At 64.5% G+C, this 21527-nt stretch carries 21 protein-coding genes; 2 read left to right on the top strand and 19 right to left on the bottom strand.

Translation table 11 applies throughout. The features are described 5' to 3' along the window. Positions 1 to 8 precede the first annotated feature (8 nt). The 6 genes from rpoN to fliD form a co-directional block, all read right to left on the bottom strand. The gene (gene rpoN, locus ACCQ13_RS12035) at positions 9 to 1412 is read right to left on the bottom strand and encodes an RNA polymerase factor sigma-54 (protein WP_159407232.1); all 1404 of its coding nucleotides are present in this window, start codon (positions 1410 to 1412) and stop codon (positions 9 to 11) included. A gap of 249 nt (positions 1413 to 1661) precedes the next feature. After that, positions 1662 to 2294 (bottom strand): response regulator transcription factor, encoded by a 633-nt coding sequence (locus ACCQ13_RS12030; RefSeq protein WP_055854470.1) that lies wholly within the window; start codon positions 2292 to 2294, stop codon positions 1662 to 1664. A gap of 69 nt (positions 2295 to 2363) precedes the next feature. After that, complete coding sequence (locus ACCQ13_RS12025) at positions 2364 to 2930, bottom strand: PilZ domain-containing protein (RefSeq protein ID WP_159407231.1); 567 nt, start codon at positions 2928 to 2930, stop codon at positions 2364 to 2366. Beyond that, the gene (locus ACCQ13_RS12020) at positions 2930 to 3223 is read right to left on the bottom strand and encodes a hypothetical protein (RefSeq protein WP_104603739.1); all 294 of its coding nucleotides are present in this window, start codon (positions 3221 to 3223) and stop codon (positions 2930 to 2932) included. Before ACCQ13_RS12020 ends, ACCQ13_RS12025 begins: the two co-directional genes overlap by 1 nt. Before the next feature lie 8 nt (positions 3224 to 3231). Next, positions 3232 to 3645 (bottom strand): flagellar export chaperone FliS, encoded by a 414-nt coding sequence (fliS, locus tag ACCQ13_RS12015; protein WP_104603738.1) that lies wholly within the window; start codon positions 3643 to 3645, stop codon positions 3232 to 3234. A gap of 149 nt (positions 3646 to 3794) precedes the next feature. Next, positions 3795 to 5120 (bottom strand): flagellar filament capping protein FliD, encoded by a 1326-nt coding sequence (gene fliD, locus ACCQ13_RS12010; RefSeq protein WP_159407230.1) that lies wholly within the window; start codon positions 5118 to 5120, stop codon positions 3795 to 3797. A 195-nt stretch (positions 5121 to 5315) separates the two neighbouring features. Here fliD and ACCQ13_RS12005 point away from each other — a divergent pair, with 195 nt between their 5' ends. Further along, a complete protein-coding gene (locus tag ACCQ13_RS12005) occupies positions 5316 to 6416 on the top strand; it encodes an IS5 family transposase (RefSeq protein WP_159406553.1) in 1101 nt (366 codons plus the stop codon). Positions 6417 to 6565: 149 nt separating this feature from the next. Here ACCQ13_RS12005 and ACCQ13_RS12000 read toward each other — a convergent pair whose 3' ends face one another. The 13 genes from ACCQ13_RS12000 to ACCQ13_RS11940 form a co-directional block, all read right to left on the bottom strand. Next, positions 6566 to 7765 (bottom strand): flagellin, encoded by a 1200-nt coding sequence (locus ACCQ13_RS12000; protein WP_104603719.1) that lies wholly within the window; start codon positions 7763 to 7765, stop codon positions 6566 to 6568. A 315-nt stretch (positions 7766 to 8080) separates the two neighbouring features. Beyond that, entirely contained in the window at positions 8081 to 9286 is a 1206-nt protein-coding gene (flgL, locus tag ACCQ13_RS11995) for a flagellar hook-associated protein FlgL (RefSeq protein WP_104603718.1), read from the bottom strand. Further along, positions 9286 to 11160, bottom strand: coding sequence for a flagellar hook-associated protein FlgK (gene flgK / locus ACCQ13_RS11990; protein ID WP_104603717.1), 1875 nt, complete (start codon positions 11158 to 11160; stop codon positions 9286 to 9288). Before flgK ends, flgL begins: the two co-directional genes overlap by 1 nt. 11 nt (positions 11161 to 11171) lie before the next feature. Beyond that, entirely contained in the window at positions 11172 to 12350 is a 1179-nt protein-coding gene (locus ACCQ13_RS11985; protein ID WP_159407229.1) for a flagellar assembly peptidoglycan hydrolase FlgJ, read from the bottom strand. Position 12351: 1 nt separating this feature from the next. Then, the gene (locus tag ACCQ13_RS11980; protein ID WP_159407228.1) at positions 12352 to 13470 is read right to left on the bottom strand and encodes a flagellar basal body P-ring protein FlgI; all 1119 of its coding nucleotides are present in this window, start codon (positions 13468 to 13470) and stop codon (positions 12352 to 12354) included. Positions 13471 to 13480: 10 nt separating this feature from the next. Continuing rightward, positions 13481 to 14173, bottom strand: coding sequence for a flagellar basal body L-ring protein FlgH (flgH, locus tag ACCQ13_RS11975; protein ID WP_104603714.1), 693 nt, complete (start codon positions 14171 to 14173; stop codon positions 13481 to 13483). Between the two features lie 38 nt (positions 14174 to 14211). Further along, positions 14212 to 14997: a flagellar basal-body rod protein FlgG gene (gene flgG, locus ACCQ13_RS11970; RefSeq protein WP_104603713.1), complete on the bottom strand. Its 786-nt coding sequence runs from the start codon at positions 14995 to 14997 to the stop codon at positions 14212 to 14214. A gap of 606 nt (positions 14998 to 15603) precedes the next feature. Then, entirely contained in the window at positions 15604 to 16359 is a 756-nt protein-coding gene (flgF, locus tag ACCQ13_RS11965) for a flagellar basal-body rod protein FlgF (RefSeq protein ID WP_159407227.1), read from the bottom strand. 165 nt (positions 16360 to 16524) lie between these two features. Then, entirely contained in the window at positions 16525 to 17748 is a 1224-nt protein-coding gene (flgE, locus tag ACCQ13_RS11960) for a flagellar hook protein FlgE (protein WP_104603710.1), read from the bottom strand. A gap of 31 nt (positions 17749 to 17779) precedes the next feature. Continuing rightward, the gene (locus ACCQ13_RS11955) at positions 17780 to 18445 is read right to left on the bottom strand and encodes a flagellar hook assembly protein FlgD (RefSeq protein ID WP_159407226.1); all 666 of its coding nucleotides are present in this window, start codon (positions 18443 to 18445) and stop codon (positions 17780 to 17782) included. A 38-nt stretch (positions 18446 to 18483) separates the two neighbouring features. Beyond that, on the bottom strand, positions 18484 to 18891 hold the full coding sequence (gene flgC, locus ACCQ13_RS11950) for a flagellar basal body rod protein FlgC (protein WP_104603708.1): 408 nt from the start codon (positions 18889 to 18891) through the stop codon (positions 18484 to 18486). A 3-nt stretch (positions 18892 to 18894) separates the two neighbouring features. Further along, positions 18895 to 19296, bottom strand: coding sequence for a flagellar basal body rod protein FlgB (flgB, locus tag ACCQ13_RS11945; protein WP_104603707.1), 402 nt, complete (start codon positions 19294 to 19296; stop codon positions 18895 to 18897). 319 nt (positions 19297 to 19615) lie between these two features. Further along, entirely contained in the window at positions 19616 to 20560 is a 945-nt protein-coding gene (locus ACCQ13_RS11940) for a chemotaxis protein (protein WP_104603706.1), read from the bottom strand. 303 nt (positions 20561 to 20863) lie between these two features. Here ACCQ13_RS11940 and flgA point away from each other — a divergent pair, with 303 nt between their 5' ends. Next, the gene (gene flgA / locus ACCQ13_RS11935; RefSeq protein ID WP_104603705.1) at positions 20864 to 21508 is read left to right on the top strand and encodes a flagellar basal body P-ring formation chaperone FlgA; all 645 of its coding nucleotides are present in this window, start codon (positions 20864 to 20866) and stop codon (positions 21506 to 21508) included. Positions 21509 to 21527: the final 19 nt, after the last annotated feature.

Here is a 21527-nt window from a genome sequence, read left to right as displayed (position 1 = left end):
AGTAGTCCTTATCCCGCTCGCGCAAGCAGCGGTTTGTTGGTGCGGCGGCGCTCGCGGGCCGGGGCGATATCCAGTTGTTCGCGGTACTTGGCCACAGTTCGGCGCGCAATATTAACGCCCTGACGCGAGAGCAGGGTCGCGATGGCCTCGTCGGCCAGTGGCCGGCCGGCCGGTTCGTTCTCGATCAGGCGGCGCACCATGGCCTTGACCGCCTGGCCGGAGACGCTGGCGCCTTCCAGGCGCACGGCGAAGAAGTGCTTGAGTTCGAAGGTGCCGCGCGGGGTCTGCAGGTATTTGCCGGTGGTGATGCGCGAAATCGTCGATTCGTGCATGCCGATCTCGTCGGCGATTTCCTTCAGCGTCAGCGGTGCCATGGCTTCTTCGCCACGGGCCAGGAAGGCGGCCTGCCGTTCGACGATGGCACGGGTGGCGCGCAGCAAGGTTTCGTAGCGCATCGACAGGCCGCGAGTGAGCCAGCGTGCCTCCTGCAGCATGTCGCGCAGCGGCTGTGCGGCGTCGCCGGCCTCGGCGAGGGCACGCTCGTGTACCGGATTGATGCTGACCCGGTGCGTGGTGGCCGGATTGAGCGCCACCCGCCAGCTGCCGTCGGCATGCCAGGCGAGCACGTCCGGGATCACGCTGGCGTTGCTTTCCTGCAGCAGGTCGTCACCCGGGCGCGGTTGCAGCGACTGGATCAGCCGCACCGCTTCGCGCGCATCGTCCACCTCGGCGTCGTGCGCGCGTGCCAGCCGTGCGTAATCGTGGCTGGCCAGCAGGTCCAGATCGCCGGCCAGGATGCGCGCGGCCAGGTGGCGGGCCGGTACGCGGCCGGGCAGGGCGCCAAGCTGGGCCAGCAGGCATTCGCGCAGGTCGCAGGCGGCCAGCCCGGCCGGGTCGCCGTGCAGCAGGCGTTGGCGGATCGCTTCGACGGCGTGCACGGTCATCCCCAACCGCGTGGCGCCCAGCTGCTGCAGTGTCGTCAGTGCATCGCTCAGGTAACCGGCGTCATCGGTATGCTCCAGCCAGAACGCGGCGGCCCCCAATGCGGCCTCGTCCAGATCCAGCGCCAGCTCCCGCAGGATGCGCACATGCGGGTCGGTGGAATCGCCGGCAGCCACGCGCTGCATGCGGTCCTCGTCGCCATCGTTCCAACTGCTGCTCTGCACGTCCCACATCGTGCTTTCCGGCAGTTCGTCGAACGCGGCAACATCGGTGGCGCCATCGTCGCTGGTGGTGGCCTCGTCCCCGTTATCGGCCAGCTCCTCCAACTCCAGCAACGGATTGGTTTCCAACGCGCGACGAATTTCCAGTTCCAACTGCATGCCGTCCAATTGCAGCAGACGGATCGACTGCAGCAGCTGCGGGGTGAGGTGCAGTTGCTGGCCAAGCTGGGCGGAAATGGTCGTCTTCATGGAAGCGCTTCCGATGGGCGCTGCAGCCAGCAGCGATGGAACGCATCTTGCAGGACTTCGCGACGGGTTTCTAATCAGGGAGTGGTGTGAGACTACTGATGATTTTCCTGACATGCCGTCGGGAAATGCCTGACATTTTCAGCGGACTCAAGCGTGCCCGCCGGAATTACGTCACTGTTTTCGCGCGCAACGCAGATGAGCGCGCTTTCATCTTGCTGACCGTTATCGCAACGGCCGCAGGCGCAGTGGTCAGACCAGCTCGTTGTGGTGTTTCGCTGCCAGCAGCACCAGGTCGTTGGCGCGCCGGCAGCCCAGCGATTCCATCATGCGCGCACGGTGGGTTTCCACGGTCTTGACGCTGATACCCAGATCGGCCGCAATTTCTTTATTGCTCTGGCCACGCCCGATCTCGCGCAGGATCTCGCGCTGGCGCGGCGACAGGGCGGCGATGCCCACCGGCTTCTCACGGCCCAGCATCGGCGCAATCATCTTGGAGGAGATCTGCGGGCTCAAAAACACCTGCCCGGCGGCGGCGGCGCGCAGCGCCAGTTCCAGTTCTAGCGGCGCCGCATCCTTGACCACGAAACCCACCGCACCACGGTCGAGTGCGTCGCGCACGTGCACGGGATCGTCGTGCATGGACATCATCACCACATGCGTGCGCGGCGCGGCGCGCAGCACATCGGTCATGGCATCCAGGCCGCTGCGGCCAGGTAGCGACAGGTCCATCAGCACCAGATCCGGGCGATGCAGGGAGGTCATGTCCAGTGCCTGCTGTGCATTGCTCGCCTCGGCGACGACATCAATGCCGGCAAAAGTTTGCAACAGCCTGGACAGGCCGGCGCGGACTAGGGTGTGATCGTCGACGATGATGACTCGCACGGCGCAGAAGAGACCTCTTTCGGTTGAGTCCACCTTAGCTGACCCGGCGCCCGCCGCCAACTGGGTCGATCAGCGCTGACGACGCGCCTCGGCAACCTCACGGCGGTGCAGGCGGAACAGATGGCGCTCCAGCGCATCCAGAAGACCTGGTGCCAGTGGTGCGAAGCGTAGCCAGAGCCAGTCATCATGGCCGTCGCTCGCGCTTGCCACGACCTGCGCCGGAAGCTGTACGAGTTCAGGAAGCCAGTCGGAAGGCTGCAGGCAAACCACGCCCTCGGTGCCCGCTGCGTGGGCAGTTGCGCAGTTGAGCCGAATTCCGCGCACCGACCAATGCACCATGTTCTGGATCAGGCCGCTATTGCCCTGGCGGACCAGGCGGCCGATCAGCGCCAGCATCAGATCGAGCTTGGCGTCCATGCGCTGCACCAGTAGCGGCAATTCGCCGCGGTCTTCACCAAGCTCTTCGCTGCGCAGATCCTCCACCTGGGCCAGGCTGCGCAACAGGGTTTCTGCGGCGCTGTGCGCGCCTGAGTCGCCGCCGGCGCGGAAGCCGGCCGGCAGGCGCAGTTGGCAGCTGAGCGTGTCGGAGAACAGCTCGGCCTCGGCCGCTGGCGCGAGTGTGCCGAGCGTGGGCATCAAATCCGCCCGACCCGTGCGTAGGCGCGGCTGGCCGAGGACGAGGTGCGCTGTGCACGGATCAGTTCCAGCAACTTGCGCTGACGTTCGCGCATCATCCGCATCAGGTCCTGATGCATGGTCAGCAGCGTCTGCAGCGCATCGCGATCGCGATCCAGGTCCACATGCTGAGCGAACTCGTGCAGATGCCGGTCGTGGTTGTCCAGCAGATGCGGCATGACCTCGAACTCCTCGTTGGCCATGGCACTGCGGAGATCGGCCATTTCGGCCTGGAGACTTTGCACGCTATGCATGGCCGGGCTCACGAGACGGCTGACAGGCCGCGTTGTTCAAGGGGGATGGAGTTCCACGCCGAGTCGATTTCGCTGAGCAACTCCAGCGCCTCGGTCAATGCAGATTCGTCGTTGTGCAGGTTGGCCGCAGTCAACCGCTGCATCACGTAGTCGTACAGGGCCGACAGGTTGCCGGCGATCTCGCCGCCGGCTTCGTGATCGAGTGAGCCATTCAAGTGGCCAACGATCGCGCATGCCTCGCCGATCGCCTTGCCCTTGCGTGCCTGGTCGCCTTGCGCCAGGCAAGCCTGGGCCAGACGAATGCGCTGGCAGGCGCCGGCAAACAGCAACGACACCAGCTTGTGCGGGTCGGCTTCGGTGACGCTGGTGGAGACGCCGACCTTGCGGTACTGCTCGGCGTACTGACGATTTGAACCGTACATGGGTGCTTCCTCAATGGGCTGGCCGTTGCTGATCCCGGAGCGTTGCGCTTGTGCGACGACGCTCCTGCCGACCGGCAGGACCGGAATCACGGCAGGCTCTTGTTGTATCGGCAATACCCTTGCGGGACTTGAGGATCGCCGTCACGGAATCAGTTCGTCAGCAGGCTGCTGAGCGAGCTGGTGCTGCTTTGCAACTTGCTTATCATGGTTTCCATCGCGGTGAACTGCGCGGTGTAGCGGTCGCTGAGTTTTTCCATGCGCGCATCGAGATCGTCCAGGTCCGATTCGTAGCCCTTGATGGTCTTGTTCAAGCTGTCCGAACGCAGGGTCAGCGTGCCGTTGGTGACGTTGACGTTGCTGTCCAGCAGCTTGGTCAGGGTGCCGCCGAACTTGCTGTCCTTGCCAAATACCTCGGCCGCCGCGCCGCCATCGGAGGCGATGGCGGTATCGAACTTGGCGCCGTCGAAACTCATTACGCCATCCTTGTCGATGGTCAGGCCGAGTGCCTTGAGTTCGTTGACGTTGCCGCTGACCTGGCCGCGCAGCTGTTGCTGCAGGCTGCGCACCAGCGAATCGCCGGTCAGCGCGGAGGCGGTCCTGGTGGTGGCGTCGTAGCTACTGCTTTTCGCCAGCAATGTGTTGGCCGTGTTGTAGGCAGCGGCGAACGCGGTGAGATTGCCCTTGAGGCCGCTGGTGTCGGCCGCGACGCCGAGGTTGAATTTGGTGCCTTCGGCGGCCTTGGTGAGGTTGAGTACCACGCCGGGCACGATGTCGGTGACGGTGTTGGAGCTGGAGGTGCGTTCGAAGCCGTCCACGCGCACCAGCGCATCGGCCGCGGCGACGGTCTGGTTCAGCCCGCCGGTGACGCCGGGGCCGAAGGTGAGGGCGCTCAGGCTAGGGTCGCTGGCACTGACGGTCAGTGCGCCCTTGGTGCCGGAATCGACTGCGTTGAAGACCAGGTGCTGGCCATCGTTGGCGGTGACCACGCTGGCGGTGACGCCCTTGCCGCCGGAGGCCTTGTTGATGGCGGCGGCGATATCGGTGAGCTTGTCGGTGCCGCTGATGTCCACGGTGACGCTGTTGTCGCCATAGCCGATCGTCAATGTTCCACTACCGACCGTGGCATCGGCAGTGAACGCGCCGGAGGCCAGCTTTTGCGCGGTCGCCAGCGACACCACTTCCACCGAATAGTTGCCCGGCGCCGCCGAACTGGTGGTGGTGGCGGTGAAGCCGGCATCGGTCGGCACCGTGGCCTTGTAGGCATTGGTGTCGGCGCTGCTGATGACCTTGTCCAGCGCAGACTTGAGCGTGGTCATGCTGCTCTTGATCTGGCTGATCGCCGACAGCTGCGTGGTCGCGGCGGTGCCGGCCTTGTTGATGCGCGCCTGCTCCGGGTCTTTCTGCCGGGATACCAGAGTGGACACCACCGTTGGGATGTCCAGACCGGAGCCGGAAGTGCTGATCACCGATGCCATGTTGCATTCCTCGTGTGGGCGTCCGAAACAGACGGACGCATGGGATTACGTGACGGGTATCGGCCGCATCCGCGAGGACTTTAGCGGCAGCGACAGGTCACGCTCGCGGGAAGTGATGATGCAAGTTCCATACCTGCTCAGAGGGTGTTTACATAATGATATAATAGTGCCATCTCATCACAGACAGTCATCGAAATGGGCCGCCCACTGAAGATTCAAGTCGAACATGAAGCTGTGTTGATGGACATCGTCGCGTCGGATCCGACGGCGACGTTGGAGGAAATCAGGCTTGAGCTTCTCCGCCGCTGCAACGTGCATGTTCATGAGCAAACGGTGGTCTCGACGTTGAAAAGGCTTGGTATCGAGCGCCGCCCTAGCCATGAGGTGGTAACGATCGAGAAAGTCCAGATCGATAAGTCGCGTTATGGCTATACCGATGCGCACGCTCGCCAGGAGCCGGAACAGACCTACCCGAGTTGCCTGACCAACGCCGAATGGGCACTGGTCAGGGATATTTTCGAGAAGGAAGGCGGGCGCGGTTTGCCGCCGCGCATCAGCCGCAGAACGCTGGTGGATGCGTGTTGTTATGTGGTGCGCAGCGGTGGGTCGTGGCGGATGCTGCCAGTACATTTTCCACGTTGGCAAAACGTGTATCGCACCTTCCGCCGCTGGAGCGAGCAAGGCAAGTTCGAGCAGATGCACGACCGCCTGCGCGGGCAATGGCGCGAGCGCGAAGGAAGGAACGAAGAACCCACCGCCGCAGTGATCGATGCACAATCCACGCGCGGTTCTGCGCAAGGTGGCGACACTGGCTATGACGCCGGCAAGAAGGTCAAAGGGCGCAAACGGCATCTGGTGGTGGATACGCTCGGATTGCTGCTTGCCGTGAGCGTCACCGCCGCCAGCATGCAGGACCGCGATGGCGCTTATCCGGTGGTGGAACGGGCGATGGAAAAATATCCGAGCATCCAGACGCTGTACACCGACAGCGGTTACGCAGGGCAGTGTGCGCAGCTGCTGTCGCAGTGTCACAACATCCGGGTACAGGTCGTGCGGCATCCGGCCAACAAGAACGTGGGGCGTTGGATGGGTCCAGAGCAGCCGGACCTATTCACTGTGAAAGCCAGTGCTCAGGGATTTGTGGTGCTGGCCAAGCGTTGGGTGGTCGAACGCACGCATGCCTGGAACGACCGTGCACGCCGACTCGTCATGCACCACGATCGGCTGCCCAAGGTGGCCGAGGCGTGGGTATGGCTGGCTCAAGCGCGATTGCTGCTGGCGCGGCTGACTGGTTAATTATGTAAACACCCTCTCAGGGCCGGGCCTGCGTCAAAAATCCTGCCCGGGCCACTGTGGCATGGCAGCGGACACAAAAAAGCCCCTCCGAAGAGGGGCTTTGGACGGCTGCGGAACGCTGCCGTATTGCGGCGGCAGCTGGCTGCAAGTTACTGCAGCAGGCTCAGCACGTTCTGCGGAACCGACTTGGCCTGGGCCAGCATCGCGGTACCGGCCTGCTGCAGGATCTGCGTGCGGGTCAGTTCGGCGGTTTCCTTGGCGTAGTCGGTATCGCGGATACGGCTACGCGAGGCCGACAGGTTTTCCGAGGTTGCGCTCAGGTTGGCGATGGTGGAGGTGAAGCGGTTCTGCACCGCACCCATGTCGGCGCGCGAGGAGTTGACCGCGGTCAGCGCCTTGTCGACGATTTCCAGGGCCTTCTGCGAGCCGGAGAACGTGGAGATGTCCAGGCTGCTCAGGGTCGAAACGGCGGAGCCGGAAGCGGCCGACGCGGTGGTGATGCCGGCGCCAACGGTGATGCCAGTGGCGCTGGAGGTGCCAGCCGACAGCGAGGTGAAGTCCTGGCCAGCCTTCAGCGATTCGATCTGCACCGTACCGTCGGTCTTGATCGAGGCGTACATGCCGGTCTGGTCCAGCTTGTCGTTGATCGCCGCAGCAACCTTCTTGTTGACGTCGGCAGCGGTGTCGCCGGAAGCGACCTTGACGTCGGCGATGGTGACGCTCTTGGCAGCGCCGCTGGCATCGTTGAACGCCAGGCTGATACCGGTGACCGAACCAGAAGCGGTGGCGGTGCCGGTGACGCCGGCAGCAGAGACCGCAGCAGCAAACCGGGCCTTGCCCAGCGAATCGACGTTGGCGTCGACGATGCTGTTGATGCCGATGGTCTGGCCAGCGTCGGCACCGACCTGGAACAGCGCGCCGGAGAAGTCGCCGTTCAACAGCTTGGTGCCGTTGAAGTTGGTCTGGTTGGCAACGCGGTCGATTTCGGCGGTGAGCTGCTTGACTTCGGAGTTCAGCGCGTCACGGTCGGTGGACGAGTTGGTGGCGTTGGACGACTGCACCGACAGCTCGCGGATACGCTGCAGGTTGCTGCCGATTTCCACCATCGCGCCTTCGGCGGTCTGGGCCAGCGAGATGCCGTCGTTGGCGTTGCGCGAGGCCACGTCCAGGCCGCGGATCTGCGTGGTGAAGCGTTCGGAAATCGCCAGACCGGCGGCGTCGTCCCTGGCGCTGTTGATGCGCAGGCCCGACGACAGACGCTGGATACTCGTCGACATGCTGGCGCTGCTGGTGTTGAGGTTCCGCTGAGCGTTCAGCGACATTACGTTGGTGTTGATGACCTGTGCCATTTGATTTCTCCTAAGCGATTTTTCCGGCAAGGGGGCTTGCCTGGATTCTCCGCAGGGGGGCCATCAAGTTGGCCGTTGCCGCTGCTGAGATGGATAACGGCGTTGTATCGGGAACCTTTAGCGGATATCGGCGTTTTTTATCGCTTTTCCGCTTCGGGACAAGAGGCAGGAACGTTGTGTAGCAAGGGCGGCGATAGATCCGGCGGCACCCTGTCGATCTTTAGACTTGGTATAACCCTGAAATAATAAATACCGTCCTTCCACGCGACCCGGGCCGCGCGGGAGCGAACAAAACGCAGGGTGTCCTGCGCAAATTCAGCGGATCAAATTAAACAACGACGACGATTGCATCTGCTGAAAAATCGTTTGAGCGGCCTGCAACGAGGCCTTCTCGAGTTGGTACTGCCCGATCGCCGAGGCGTAGTCCAGATCGCGGATCGACGACAGGGTGGTCTTGAGCGTGACTTCATTGGATTCGAGCAAGGAGTTGGCGTTGTCAATTGCTGACAACTGCGCGCCACCGGAGGCGCGCGCATCGATCATCTTGGAGGACGCCTGCGCGATATCGCGCATCGACGACTGCAAGGTGTTGATCATCGATGCCTTTTGCGGCGGGGTCAGGGTGTCCGAGTTGAGTGCGCCGACTAGGTCGTCGATGGTGGAGAACACGTCCTTGGTGCTGGAGGCGCCAATCTGGAAACTATCCCCCACCGCCGGTGCGCCGCTGATGCGCATGCGCACGCCGGCCGCGTTGATGTCTTCGCCATCTTTATAGGTGCCGGTGCTGACCACCGCATTGGTGCTGTCGCGCACTTCATAGGTGTTGGCGGCGGTGAACTGCACGCTGTAGCTGCTGCCATTCCAGCTGCCGGTGCTGGCGTCGCGGCTGAAATCCAGCAGCAACCCGGTGCCGGTATTGGCGGCGTTGGCGTGCGCGTCCACGGTGCCGTCGCCGGTGCGGATGCGCATGAAGATTTCGCTGCCGGGCAGGGTGTCGCTGACAAAGGTGTCCGGCGCCACTTCCACCTGTTTCTGGGTCTGGTCGCCGTTGTAGGTGACGCTGCCACTGCTCTTGATGAACGGTGCGCTGCCGTCGGCCGTGCCGCCGAACAGGTAGCGCCCGGTGCCGTCGGTGCTGTTGGCCAGGCTGACCATGCTGTCGCGCAGGGCGGTCAGCTCCGAGGCGATCGCCTTGCGATCGTCGGGGCTGAGCGAGGAATTGTTGGCCTGCACCGCTAATTCGGTGACGCGCGCCATTTTGTCGCCGGCCTGGGTCAGGGCGTTTTCCTGCAGGCCCAGGCGGTTCTGCACGTTGTTGGCGTTTTCGCCGAAGCGGGTGATTGCTGCCAGCGCGCGATCCAGGCCCACGGCGGTACCGGCAGCGACCGGGTCGTCCTTGGCGGTGACCAGGCGCTGGCCGCTGGACAGCTGCGATTCGAGCTGGTTCAGCCGCGCCTGCTTGGCCCCCATCGAGGCGACCGACTGGCTGTACATCATGCTGGTGGAGATACGGTCAGTCATCAGCGTACGGCGCCCAGGATGGCTTGGAAGATGGTGTCGGCGGTGGAAATCATCTGTGCAGCGGCCTGGTAGGCCTGCTGCAGCTTCAGCATGTTGGCGGCTTCCTCATCGAGGTTGACGCCAGAAATCGAGTCGCGGCTGGCCTGCGCCTGGTCATTGATGACCTTCTGCGCATCGGCCGAATAACTGGCTGCACGCGCCGCCGACCCCACCGACGTGGTCAGGCCCGACAGCGCGCCGTTGAGCGTGACCGTGCCGCCGTTGAGCGCCTTGGCGTCTTCGACCTTGGCCAATAACTTGGCGTTGCCGTTGTCGCTGGAGCCGGCACCCATCGGGCCGACGCCGAAGGTATCGCCGGCTTTGGGCGCGCCATCCAGCGCAAAACTCCAGCCATTGGCGCTGATGGTCTGGCCGGCGGTGTAGGCGAACGGCCCGGTGCCATCGATGGTGTACTGGTTGGCGTCGATGAACTCCACCGAGGAGGGGGTCAGCAGCGCCGGGTTCTGCGCATTGGTGACCTTGACGTCGCTGATCTTGCCCGAGCCTAAGTTGGCGACGGTGGCGGTGGCCTTGACCGGCGTTGCCGCAGCAATGCGCGACGGGTCGGTGATGGCCACCGACAAGGTGCCGGCGAGCCCGGCAGTGGGTTGCAGCAGGAACTTGTCGCCGTTGGCTGGCGTGCCGCCGACCACCATGCTGACGCCATTGAGCACCAGTGGGTTGGCTGCGGTGCCGGTGCCGGTCATCGGCACGGCCGAGCCGGTGCTGGCGTTGGTGGCCTTCCAGTTGGTGCCATCGAAACTGAGCGTGACGTTCTGCCCATCCACCGCGCTCATGTTGCTGAAAGTGGCGCTCAGGGAGGCACTACCGGTGTTGTTCGGGTTGGCGGCAGTGGTGGGCGAGCCGATGTTGAAGAAATTGCCGCCCATCGCGCCGTACAGGTCCATGCCTTGCGCGTGACCGGCGTTGAATGTGCTGGCCATGCCCACCGCCAGACGGCCGAGTTCGGCCTGGGTCGGCTCCAGCACGCTGCTACGGAACTCCAGCAGGCCGCCGATCTGCCCGCCCAGCGAATTGGCGCTGAGGCTGACGTTCTGGCCCTGGGTCTGCATCGCCACCTGCAGCTTGGTCGGCTGGTACGGGTCGGCGACGGTGGTGAGCTTGGCCGAGGTGGTTCCCACCACCAGCGGCTGACCGCCGGCGGTGAAAACGTTCATGAAACCACCGTCCTGCATCACCGCAGTGCCGCCGGTGTAGCTCACCAACTTGGTCACCAGCGCGTCGCGCTGGTCGAGCATGTCCGGCGCTGCATTCTGGGCACTGTTGCCGATGGCGCCATTGATCTTGGCGATCTGCTGCGTCAAACGGTTGACCTCGTCCACCGATGAGGTCAGGCCGCTGTTGACCTCATTGCTCAGGCTGTCCATCTGCCCGTTGAGCTGTTTGAAGCGCGTCGCGAGCGAGTTGCCGCTGTCGAGCATGCTCTGGCGTTCGGCAGTGGAGGAGGCATTGGAAGACAGTGCGCTGGTGGAGTCGAAGAAGTTCGACCACAGCCCGGCCACGTTGGTGGCAGTGTTGGAGTACAGCGCATCCACGCGGTTGGACAGCGAGGACAGCTGCTGCAGGCGCGAGAGTTCGCCGCCGCTGTCGAGCAGGCGCGAAATGGCCAGCTGGTCGGCCACCCGGCCCACGTCGGTGATCTTGGCGCCATTGCCCACGAACGCGTAGCCCATGTCGGTGGGCGTGCGCGTTGCAAATTCCACACGTTGGCGGCTGTAGCCTTCGGTATTGATGTTGGCGACGTTGTGGCTCACGGTCGACAACGCCCGTTGGAAGGCGATCAGTGCGCTGGTCCCGGTGGACATGATGGACATGGGCGACTACCTCAGCGACGGATGGTGCCAAGCCCGGCCGGCTCGGCGGTACTGGCGTAGCGGTTGGACAGATCGGCCGCCGCGTTGCCAATTGCGGCCACCGCACGGTCGATGGTCGGGCCGTTGGCGATCGCCGCGATCTTGGCCGCATAGCCCGGATCGGTGGCGTAGCCAGCACGTTGCAAGCCGCGTGCAAAACCGTGGATATCGGTGCCGGCCTGTAGTGCGCCCTGGTAGCGGTCGTTGTTCTTCAGCAGGCGCACGTAGTCGGCAAAGCTTTCCTCGGCCGAGCCGTAGGCACGGAAATCGGCGGTTTCGGTGGTCTTGACGCCGTTGACGTACTCGTGGGTGCCAGTGGTGACCTTGGCGCCGTTCCAGCCGGTGGCCTTGATGCCGAACAGGTTGTTGGAATCGCCGCCATTGCCGATGCCGCGACGGCCCCAGCCGGTTTCCAGCGCGGCCTGTGCCACCAGTGCGCGTGGGTCCACGCCCAGTTCGCGTGCGGCTTTTTGTGCATGCGTCCAGATCTTGGCGACGAAGCCTTCCGGGGTGCGTTCGCCCAGGCTGGCAGCGGCGCTGCTGGCGGCGCTGGCGTTGACCGCGGCATTGGCGTCGGCGGCATCGCTGGCGGCCACATCGCTCCAGCGATCTTTGGCCGACGGCCAGCTCAGTGCGGCGGCATCGTCGCCGCCGGCCTCGCTGCTGCCAGTGCGCCCGGCGATCAGGTCCAGCACCTGGCTCATGCCGATCCCGCTCAGGCCGCCTGTGCCGATGCCCGGGCGTGTGGCAGCGCTGACGTCGATGCCGTTCGCCGCGCCATCGCGTGCAGGCAGCGGCAACGAGGCATCCCGCTTGCCCGCCACCAGCGCATAGGCCTTGGCGGCATCGGCAGTGCTCAACGAGGTATTCAACGCCGGGCCGCCGGTATCGCCGCCCAGCTGCTTGGCAATCATCGCCGACAGCCCCAGCCCCTTGCCCTCGGTCAGCGCCTTGGCCATCTGCTGGTCGTACATCTCGCGGAACATCTGGTTTTCGCCCGGAAACATCGGGTCGCCGGAGCTGGCATCGCGCATGCTCTTGACCAGCATCTGCGCGAACTGGCCTTCGAGCTGACGGGAGACCTTGTCGATCTTTGCCGGATCGGCCTTGGTGCTCGGGTTGAGATCAATGGGCGAGGCTGCGATACGCATGTCAGATCACCTCTAGCTCCGCCGTCAGCGCGCCAGCCTGCTTCAGGGCTTCCAGGATGGCGACCAGGTCGCCGGGAGCCGCGCCGACCTCGTTGACCGCGCGCACGATCTGGTCGAGCGTGGTGCCGCCTTCGAACTTGAACATGCGGCTGCCTTCGGCGGTGGCGGTGATGGTGGATTGCGGGGTGACGACGGTTTGTCCGCCACTGAAGGCGCCCGGCTGGCTGATGTTGAGGTTTTCGCTGATGGTCACGGTAAGCGAGCCATGCGCGATGGCCGCCGGCATCACGCGCACCAGCTGGCCGATGACCACGGTGCCGGTGCGTGCGTTGACCACCACCTTGGCCGGTGCGTCGCCGGGCGAAAGCTCGACGTTTTCCAGCCGCGACAGCAGGCCGATGCGCGCGCCCGGGTCGGTCGGCGAGCGCACCGCCACGGTCACGCCATCCACCGCACGCGCGGTGCCGGCGCCGAAACTGTTGTCGATCGCCGCGACCATGCGCGAGACGGTGGTGAAGTCGTTTTGATGCAGATTCAGGGTGATTTCGCCGCTGCCGGCGAATACGTCCGGTAACGCACGTTCGACGGTGGCGCCGTTGGGAATGCGGCCGACGCTGGGAATGTTCACCGACACCCGCGAGCCATCCTTGCCCTGCGCACCGAAGCCGCCGACCACCAGGTTGCCCTGCGCCATCGCATAGACCTGTCCATCGGCGCCTTTCAGCGGCGCCATCAGCAGCGAGCCGCCACGCAACGACACCGCATTGGCGATCGAGGACACGGTGATATCGATCGGCTGGCCCGGCTTGGCGAACGGCGGCAATTCGGCATGGATGGCCACGGCGGCGACGTTTTTCAGCTGCGGGTTGACGTTCGCCGGAACATTGACGCCCAGTTCGCCGAGCAGGTTCTTCAAGCTCTGCACGGTGAAGGGCGCCTGGCTGGTGCGGTCGCCGCTGCCATCCAGGCCAACCACCAGGCCGTAGCCGACCAGCGCGTTGCCGCGCACCCCGCCGACCTGGGCGAGATCCTTGATGCGCTCGGCGCTGGCCGGCGCGGCGATCGCGCACAGCGCCACGGCGGCAGCGAGCAGACGGAAGGGCAGGGAAGACAGGTTCATGGTCGCAGGCTCAGTAGGGCGACAGACGGGAGTTGAAGAAGCGGCTCAGCCAGCCCATGGCGTTGGACTGCGCGATGGCGCCACGGCCGCCGTAGGCGATGCGGGCATCGGCCACCTTGCTGGAGGGCACGGAGTTGTCCGGGGCGATGTCGGCCGCGCGCACGATGCCTTGCACCTGCACCAGTTCGTCGCCCTGGGTCAGGCGCAGGTTCTTCTGGCCCTGGATCACCAGGTTGCCGTTGGGCAGGCGCTGCATCACGGTGACGGTCACGCTGCCCTGCATGCGGTTGCTTTGCGCGGTGTTGCCCTTGCCGGCAAAGGTGCGGTCGCCACTGGTGGAATTGCGCAATATGTCGGTGCCGTTGACGGTGAGCGGCACGCCCAGCAGGGTAGGCGTGCTCATGTCCACGGTGTCGGCCTTGCTGACGCTGGTGTTGGCGGTAGACGAGGCGGTGGTGCTCTCGACCAGGTTCACCGTCAGCAGGTCGCCGACATCGCGGGCGCGGCGGTCGCCATACAGGTTCAAGCTGGGGCCGGCGGCATAGATCGCACCGGCGGTGGGCTGTGCGGTCGGCGCCACCACCGGCACGATCGGCGCCAGCTCGGCGAACGGCCGCACATCGCCGGCAGCCACGCAGCCACCCAGCAGCGCGCTGCAGGCGATGGCCAAGCACAGGGAGGAGAGGGAAGGCAGGCGGGACATGGCGTAAGTTCCTGAGAGGGCGGTGAGCGGCGAGCCGATCAGACGTTGTTGTTCAAGTAACCGAGCATCGAGTCGGTGGTGGAAATGGCCTTGGCGTTCATTTCGTAGGCGCGTTGGGTTTCGATCATGCTCACCAGCTCTTCCACGGTATTGACGTTGCTGCCTTCCAGCGCGCCCTGCACGGTGGTGCCCAGGCCGTTGAGGCCGGGGCTGCCGTTCTGTGCGGGGCCCGAAGCGGTGGTTTCGACGAACAGGTTCTCGCCCTTGGCCTGCAGGCCCGAGGGATTGATGAAGTCGGTCAAGGTGAGTGCGCCGATCTCCTGCGCGGCGGCCTGGCCGGCCAGGGTCACGCTGATGGTGCCGTCGTTGCCGATGGTCAGCGACTGCGCGCCTTCCGGGACCTGGATACCCGGCTGCAGCGGGTAGCCGCTGTTGGTGACCAGCTCGCCCTGCGCGTTGATCTGGAAAGTGCCGTCGCGGGTGTAGGCGGAGGTGCCGTCGGGCATCTGCACTTCGAAGAAGCCGCGGCCGTTGACCATCACATCCAGCGCGCGGCCGGTCTGCTGCTGGCTACCCTGGTCGAAGCCCTTGAAGGTGGATACCACGCGCACGCCGGTGCCCAGTTGCAGGCCGGTCGGCAGCTGTGTCTGCGCGGAGGTGGAGCCGCCCGGCGCACGCACCTGTTGATACAGCAGGTCTTCGAACGCGGCACGGTCGCGCTTGAAGCCGGTGGTATTGGTATTGGCCAGGTTGTTGGAGATGACCGACATGCGCGTCTGCTGCGCATCCAGTCCGGTTTTGGCGACCCACAAAGCCTGATTCATGACCCGATTCCTCGTTAGACCCGGGGATGTGTTCCGGGTACGGGTGGGTAGATGCACGTGGCGTGCCAAACACGTGCCGGATTTCCGCCAGGTGTGTGCTGGATCACGCGGCCTGGTGCGCGATGTGCTGCGGGTGCGGGGTTGGTGGCTGCTACTGCGACGCAGTTGCAGTGGTAGTTGCAGTGGTGGTTGGTCGAGGGCGCGGTGCCCTTGCCGTTGGCGGGACACGCCGTGAATCCGTCCCTGGAGGCTCAGTAGCGGCATCCATGCCGCTACATGGTCCCGCCAACGGCAAGGACACCGCACCAGGAAGTTGGTCGGTCGTCGCGTGAAACGCTATTTGGCGCTTGATGTGGGTGGAATGTTGAGCCGGCGCGTTACATCAGAATCGAACGCGCGCGCTCATGCGTGGCTCTAAAACATGCACACCGACACCCTCCACTGGTCCTTGCCCGCCCACCCTCGCGGGACCTTATGCGGCATGGATGCCGCATCAGAGCCTCCATGGATGGATTCACGGCGTGTCCCGCGAGGGTGGGCGGGCGAGGGCCCTGCAGCAAGCCACAGATCAGCCGCCTTGCCGCTGAAAAACTAGTCGCGCTGCGGTCAGCCACTCACCCGCAGCAGCGAATTGGACGACTGTGCATTGTCGTCGCCGTTCTTGATGATCTTGACCTGCATTTCGAACTGGCGCTGCAGCTGGATCATTTCCACCAGCGCACCGGCGGCATCCACGTTGCTGCCTTCCAGCATGCCGCTGTTGACGGTCTTGCCGGTGGCCACCGCAAACGCCTGCGCCGGGTCGGTGCTGGTATTGCGCATCAACCCGTCGGGGCGCCGTGTCAAACGATCGGCAGGGGCATCGACCACCTTCATCTTGCCGACGATGGCCATGGTCTGCGGGCCTTCGCCCTGGGGAATGATGGAAATGCTGCCGTCGCTGCCGATCTCCATCGCCTGGTGCGGCGGGATGGTCATCGGGTTGCCGGCCTCGTCCAGCACCGCATGCCCGTTGGCGGTGACCAGCTGCCCATTGGCGGTGAGCGCCAGCTCGCCATTGCGGGTATAGGCCTCGCTGCCGTCGGGCGACTGCACCGCCAGCCAGCGGTCCTGCTGTAGCGACACGTCCAGCGGGTTGCCGGTGACCTTCTGGTGGCCCTGGCTGCGATCGAAGCCCTGATCCACATGCAAGGCATCAATGCGCGACGGATACCCCTTGCCCTGCAACTTGAAGGCCTCGGTATTGGCCAATGCGGCCTTGAACCCCACCGTATCGACGTTGGCGAGATTGTGCGACACGGTGCTCTGCGCCTGCAGGGAGGCACGGGCACCGGTCATCGCGACGTAGAGGGCTTTATCCATGGGGCACCGGGAATGGAGAATCGGGAATCGGGAATCGGGAATCGCAACAGCGGGATGGCGGGGGCTGGGAGAGTAGGGGGCAAGGCCGGCATCAGTCACGCGCGACGCCGGCTTTTACGATTCCCTATTCCCCACTCCCTATTCCCCACTCCCGATTCCCGGCTCTTAACGAATATTGATGATCGTCTGGGTGACCTGGTCCTGCGTGGAGATCATCTGCGAGTTGGCCTGGAAGTTGCGCTGGGCCACGATCATGTTCACCAGCTGCTCGGTCAGGTCCACCGTGGAGGATTCCAGAGAGCCGGATTCGATCTGGCCCAGGTCCGAGGTGTCCGGTGCGCCAGTGCGCGCGGCGCCGGAGGTGTAGCTTTCGGCCCACATGTTGTTGCCCTGCGATTGCAGGCCCTGCGGGTTGACGAAGCTGCTCAGCGCCACCTGGCCCAGCGGCTTGTCGGCGCCATTCGAGTAGCGCGCAAACACCACGCCGCTGGTGTCGATGCTGATCTCGTTGAGCTTGCCGCTGGCGTAGCCGTCCTGGCGGGTGTCGCGCAACGCGAAGGCTTCGCCGTACTGGGTGGAGCCGCTGATATCCAGCCGCATGTTCAGCACGCCGGCACCGGTGCTGGGGGTGAACGGGTCCATTGTGACGATGCCATTGGCCGGCGTGGTCAGCGCACCGGTATTGGAGAACTGCAGGGTGGTCGGTGCACCGACCGCCGTGCCATCCACATAGTTGTGCACCTGCCACTCGTTCGGGTTGGCGGTCTTGACGAAATAGGAGGTCTGCACATGGCTGACGCCCAGCGAATCGTAGACGTTGATGCCACCGGTGGAATGGCTATAGGTCTTGTCGTCGGCCGGGTTGAACGGGGTCACCACCGGTGCGGTGCTATTGCCGGGCAGGGTGAAGGCCAGGTTGACCGTGGAAGTCGATTTGGGCGGGCTGTCGGTGGTCAGCAGCTGCAGATCCGACAGGCGGCCCACGTCGAAGCCGTTGCCGCTGGGATTGGGGGCGAACACCTGCAGGCGCGCGCCCTGCGGGTTGATGACGTAGCCATTGGCGTCGGTCTGGAAGTTGCCGGCGCGGGTGTACATCTTGGCGCCATTGGAAGAGACGGTGAAGAAACCCTCGCCGGAGACCGCCAGGTCCAGGCTGCGCCCGGTCGGGTCGATATTGCCCTGCGAGAACTGCTGCGCCACGTTGCTGACCCGCACGCCCGAACCCACCGCGTTGCGCGACAGGCCGTAGCTGGTGCTCTGGAACATGTCGGCGAACTCGGCGCGCGACTCCTTGAAGCCGGTGGTGTTGACGTTGGCGATGTTGTTGGAGGTGACGTTCAGGTCGGCATTGGCTGCGGTGATGCCGGACAACGAAGTATTGAAAGACATGGATGGATTCCTTTGAGTGTCGGTTGCCGGCTCAGCTGATGCGGAGCACGTTGGCGAGCGGGGCGGTGCCGAGCCCGGTCAGGTTGAGGTACAGGCCCTTTGCGCCGATGGTCACGCTGTCCACCGGTGCATCCACGTAGGTGGGCAACTTGCTCTTGGCACCGGCCGTATCGGTCTGTGTCGCGGTGATGCCGTACTTGCCGGCGGGCATGCGGTTGCCATTGGCATCGGTGCCATCCCACGCGAAGGCCACCTCGCCGGGCGCGGGTGACGGCACGCTGATCTGCTTGACGAAGGTGCCGTTGGCGTCGGTGATCTCGAAATTGACCGTGCCGGCGGCGGTGGAAGACACCACGCCCTTGCTCGAGCCGGTGCCATCGATGGCCACCTGTGGGGACGGCACCAGGACGTTGTGGCCGACCAGCGCCGCGCCCTTGAGTACCTGGTCGTTGCTCATCGCGGCGGAGAAATCGCCGACCTTGGTATTGAGGTCGCCAATCCCCTGCACCGTGGAGAACTGCGCCAGCTGGCCGAGGAATGCGCTGTTTTCCATCGGTTTGAGCGGGTCCTGGTGCTGCAATTGCTCGGTCATCAACTTGAGGAAGTCGGCCTGGCCGAGCGCTTCCTCCTTCTTGGCGACAGTGCTGCCAGTGCTCAGTCCAAGGCTTTTGTAGAGATCGCTGCCGATCGTGCTCATCTGGAAGGTTCCGTTGGGTTGGGTCAGCTAGGGACGGGTCAGCGCCCCATGGTCAGGGTCGCCAGCGCCAGTTCCTTGGCGGTATTGAGCATTTCCACGCCGGCCTGGTAGTTGCGCGAGGCGGAAATCATGTTGACCATCTGCGACACCGGATCCACGTCTGGCGAGAACACATAGCCATCGGCATCGGCCAGTGGGTGGCCCGGCTCGTAGCGACGGATCGGCGGGGCGTTGGTGTTGCTGATCTCCTTGATGTTCACCGACGTCAGGCTGGGGTCCTGGCGGTTCTGCTGGGCCTGGAAGATCGGCTCGATCGGCTTGTAGGTCGCCTCGGCCGAACCGGCCACCGAATCGGCATTGGCCAGGTTGGAGGCGATGGTGCTCAGGCGCACCGACTGCGCATGCATCGCCGAGCCGGCCACATCGAAAATGGGAAGGTTGCTCATGACTTATTGGCCCGTGATCGCGGTGAGCATCGAGCGCACCTTGGATTCGAGGAAGCTCAGCGACGCGCGATATTCCAGCGCAGCGCGGCCGTAGGCAGCGCGTTCTGCGTCGGGATCGACGGTATTGCCGTCCAGGCTGGGCTGGTCGGCTGCGCGGGTGATCTGGAACGGGTTCAGCCCGGCGCTGCCACCGATCTCATAATGCTTGGCGTCGGTGGTCTGCAACAGGGTGCCATCGCGTGCGCCTTCGGCCGCCTTGAGCGCGGCTTCGAAGTTTAGGTCCTTGGCCTTGTAGCCAGGGGTGTCCACATTGCTCAGGTTGCTGGCAATGAGCTTCATCCGTTGCTCGCGCAGCGGCAGCGCGTCGCCGTGGACGCCTAGAAAGGACGAGAAGGGATTGGACACGGTGCTCTCCCGCGAGATGTTGCCAGGGAAGAAGCAATGTTTGTGCCAAATCGAGGTGGGACAGGGGGCGCGCCGGGAGGGCGCCAGGAGCAGCCGAAAGACGGGCTTGGCGGGCAGAGATCGGGACGTGGGTTGTCCCCGGAGAAGCTGCAGCGGTCAGCTGTGCAACTTGCAGCCCGGCCAGACTGTCTGACAGGTGTCAGGACCTGGCGAGGGAATGCTCACACCGCCGCAATTCCGTCACCAGGAGCCTTTTCCAGGGAACAGGCGCTGACGATGGCCGCCTGCGGCTCATCGACTGTACGGCCCAAACGTGTGCTCAGGCCGCTTCGGCAACCACTTTGAGGCGCGCCAGCACATAGTCGGCCAGTTCGTGGGCGCTGTACTTGGCCACGAAGGCGTTGGCACCGACCTGCTCGACCATGGCGTTGTTGAACACCCCGGACAACGAGGTGTGCAGCAGCACGTACAAGCCCTGCAGGCCTGGCGTGCGCCGGATTTCCGTCGTCAGCGTATAGCCGTCCATCGCCGGCATTTCGATATCGGAGATGACCATGGCATAGCGGTCGGCCGGGTTTTCGCCGGAGGCGGCCACCTGCAGCAGGTGATCCAGCGCCTGGCGGCCGTCCGACAGCAGGGTGGCCGAGACACCGAGCTGGTCGAGCACGCTGCGGATCTGCTGGCGCGCCACGCGCGAATCGTCCACCACCAGTACCTGGAACTGCCGGTCGTAGGCCACCAGCTGCAACGACGGATCCAGTTGCACGTCCTTGCTGACCTTGGCGATGTCGGCCAGCACGCTTTCCACGTCGATGACCTGGATCAACTCGCCATGGAAGCGGGTGACTGCCGTCAGGTAGGTGGCTTCGGCGCCCAGTTCCGGCGGTGGATGAATATCTTCCACCGCAATATTGACGATCCGCTCCACGCCGCTGACCAAAAAGCCCTGGACCGAGCGGTTGAACTCGGCCACCACCAGGTACCCGGGGCCACCCTCGGCGTGCGAGTCGCGTTCGGGGTGGCCGATGGCCAGCCCCAAGTCCAGCACCGGCACCGAGCGCCCACGGACATCGGCCACGCCAGCGAACTCGCTCGGCAGGCCCGGCACCTGGAACAGATCCGGGCGGCGCAGCACTTCCTGCACCTTGAAGACGTTGACGCCAAAAAGCTGGCGCCCGCCCAGCCGGAACAGCAGCAGGGCCAGTCGATTGTGGCCAGCCAGTCGGGTGCGCTGGTCGATGCGGTTGAGCAGATCGTGGGTCATGGGGCAGATATCGACAGCGCCGCCCGGAAACTTGAGGGCTTTGTGGTTGATCGGGGGGGCGCTGTCGGGAATGGGGAGTCGGGAATGGGGAATCGTAAAAGCGAGGGATGAAGCTTTCCGCAGCAAGCCCGAAGCGAAGGGCAGTGACTTTGCCTACTGATAGCTTTCACCTAGTAAATCGCACGGCAGCAACGAAGGCCAACCATCTTTCAGCCACCAACCGATTCCCCATTCCCGATTCCCTATTCGAAAACAGGCACGCCGCTTGCAGCGTCTGTCCCGTCTTCCTCCGGATCTGGTCCCATGCGCCTGCTCCTGCTTGTCATTTTGTTGGCTGCCGCTCCGGCGTGGGCCCAGAGCTATCAGTCTGTCGATTCCATCCGTGCTGCGGCGCTCGCGACCGTTGGCCCGGATGCACAGGCCGAGGCCACGCTCGATCCGGGCCTGCGCATGCCGGCCTGCCCGATCGCGTTGCAGGCCCAGCCCACCGGGACCAATACGGTGGAAGTGGCCTGCCCGCAACCGGCCGGCTGGCGCTTGTTCGTGCCGCTCAAAGTGCGCCGTAACCAGGACGTGCTGGTGCTGCGCCGCGGCATCAGCGCTGGAGAAACCATTTCGCTGGCCGATATCAGCATCGAGAAGCGTGACGCCGCGCGCATCGTCGGTGCGGTGCTGGCCGACCCGGTGGCTGCGGTCGGCAGGAGCGCTCGTCGCATCCTGCCTGCCGGCACGCTGCTCTCTGCCAGCGATCTGGTCTCCCAGCGCCTGGTCCGACGCGGCGACACCGTGCCGCTGGTGGCGCGCAACGGTGGCCTGGAAGTGCGCATGAGCGGCCGCGCGCTGTCCGATGCCGGCGAGAACGAGCGCGTATCGGTGGAGAATTCTTCCTCGCGGCGGGTGGTGCAGGGAGTCGTCGAGGCCAGTGGAACCGTCGTCGTTTCCAGGTGAAAATTAGTTGTAAAGTTTT

Source organism: Xanthomonas sp. NCPPB 1638 (assembly GCF_041475635.2).
Lineage (GTDB): Bacteria > Pseudomonadota > Gammaproteobacteria > Xanthomonadales > Xanthomonadaceae > Xanthomonas > Xanthomonas cucurbitae.
The sequence above is the reverse complement of the archived record's forward strand: the minus strand, read 5'-3'. Positions and strand labels throughout refer to the sequence as shown.

What these genes read in the sequence shown, in the direction of transcription:
- rpoN (WP_159407232.1), bottom strand. Translation starts at nt 1,412, where the DNA reads ATGAAGACGACCATTTCCGCCCAGCTTGGCCAGCAACTGCACCTCACC.
- ACCQ13_RS12025 (WP_159407231.1), bottom strand. Translation starts at nt 2,930, where the DNA reads ATGCCCACGCTCGGCACACTCGCGCCAGCGGCCGAGGCCGAGCTGTTC.
- ACCQ13_RS12020 (WP_104603739.1), bottom strand. Translation starts at nt 3,223, where the DNA reads ATGCATAGCGTGCAAAGTCTCCAGGCCGAAATGGCCGATCTCCGCAGT.
- fliS (WP_104603738.1), bottom strand. Translation starts at nt 3,645, where the DNA reads ATGTACGGTTCAAATCGTCAGTACGCCGAGCAGTACCGCAAGGTCGGC.
- fliD (WP_159407230.1), bottom strand. Translation starts at nt 5,120, where the DNA reads ATGGCATCGGTGATCAGCACTTCCGGCTCCGGTCTGGACATCCCAACG.
- ACCQ13_RS12005 (WP_159406553.1), top strand. Translation starts at nt 5,316, where the DNA reads ATGGGCCGCCCACTGAAGATTCAAGTCGAACATGAAGCTGTGTTGATG.
- ACCQ13_RS12000 (WP_104603719.1), bottom strand. Translation starts at nt 7,765, where the DNA reads ATGGCACAGGTCATCAACACCAACGTAATGTCGCTGAACGCTCAGCGG.
- flgL (WP_104603718.1), bottom strand. Translation starts at nt 9,286, where the DNA reads ATGACTGACCGTATCTCCACCAGCATGATGTACAGCCAGTCGGTCGCC.
- flgK (WP_104603717.1), bottom strand. Translation starts at nt 11,160, where the DNA reads ATGTCCATCATGTCCACCGGGACCAGCGCACTGATCGCCTTCCAACGG.
- ACCQ13_RS11985 (WP_159407229.1), bottom strand. Translation starts at nt 12,350, where the DNA reads ATGCGTATCGCAGCCTCGCCCATTGATCTCAACCCGAGCACCAAGGCC.
- ACCQ13_RS11980 (WP_159407228.1), bottom strand. Translation starts at nt 13,470, where the DNA reads ATGAACCTGTCTTCCCTGCCCTTCCGTCTGCTCGCTGCCGCCGTGGCG.
- flgH (WP_104603714.1), bottom strand. Translation starts at nt 14,173, where the DNA reads ATGTCCCGCCTGCCTTCCCTCTCCTCCCTGTGCTTGGCCATCGCCTGC.
- flgG (WP_104603713.1), bottom strand. Translation starts at nt 14,997, where the DNA reads ATGAATCAGGCTTTGTGGGTCGCCAAAACCGGACTGGATGCGCAGCAG.
- flgF (WP_159407227.1), bottom strand. Translation starts at nt 16,359, where the DNA reads ATGGATAAAGCCCTCTACGTCGCGATGACCGGTGCCCGTGCCTCCCTG.
- flgE (WP_104603710.1), bottom strand. Translation starts at nt 17,748, where the DNA reads ATGTCTTTCAATACTTCGTTGTCCGGCATCACCGCAGCCAATGCCGAC.
- ACCQ13_RS11955 (WP_159407226.1), bottom strand. Translation starts at nt 18,445, where the DNA reads ATGAGCACGATCGGCAGCGATCTCTACAAAAGCCTTGGACTGAGCACT.
- flgC (WP_104603708.1), bottom strand. Translation starts at nt 18,891, where the DNA reads ATGAGCAACCTTCCCATTTTCGATGTGGCCGGCTCGGCGATGCATGCG.
- ACCQ13_RS11940 (WP_104603706.1), bottom strand. Translation starts at nt 20,560, where the DNA reads ATGACCCACGATCTGCTCAACCGCATCGACCAGCGCACCCGACTGGCT.
- flgA (WP_104603705.1), top strand. Translation starts at nt 20,864, where the DNA reads ATGCGCCTGCTCCTGCTTGTCATTTTGTTGGCTGCCGCTCCGGCGTGG.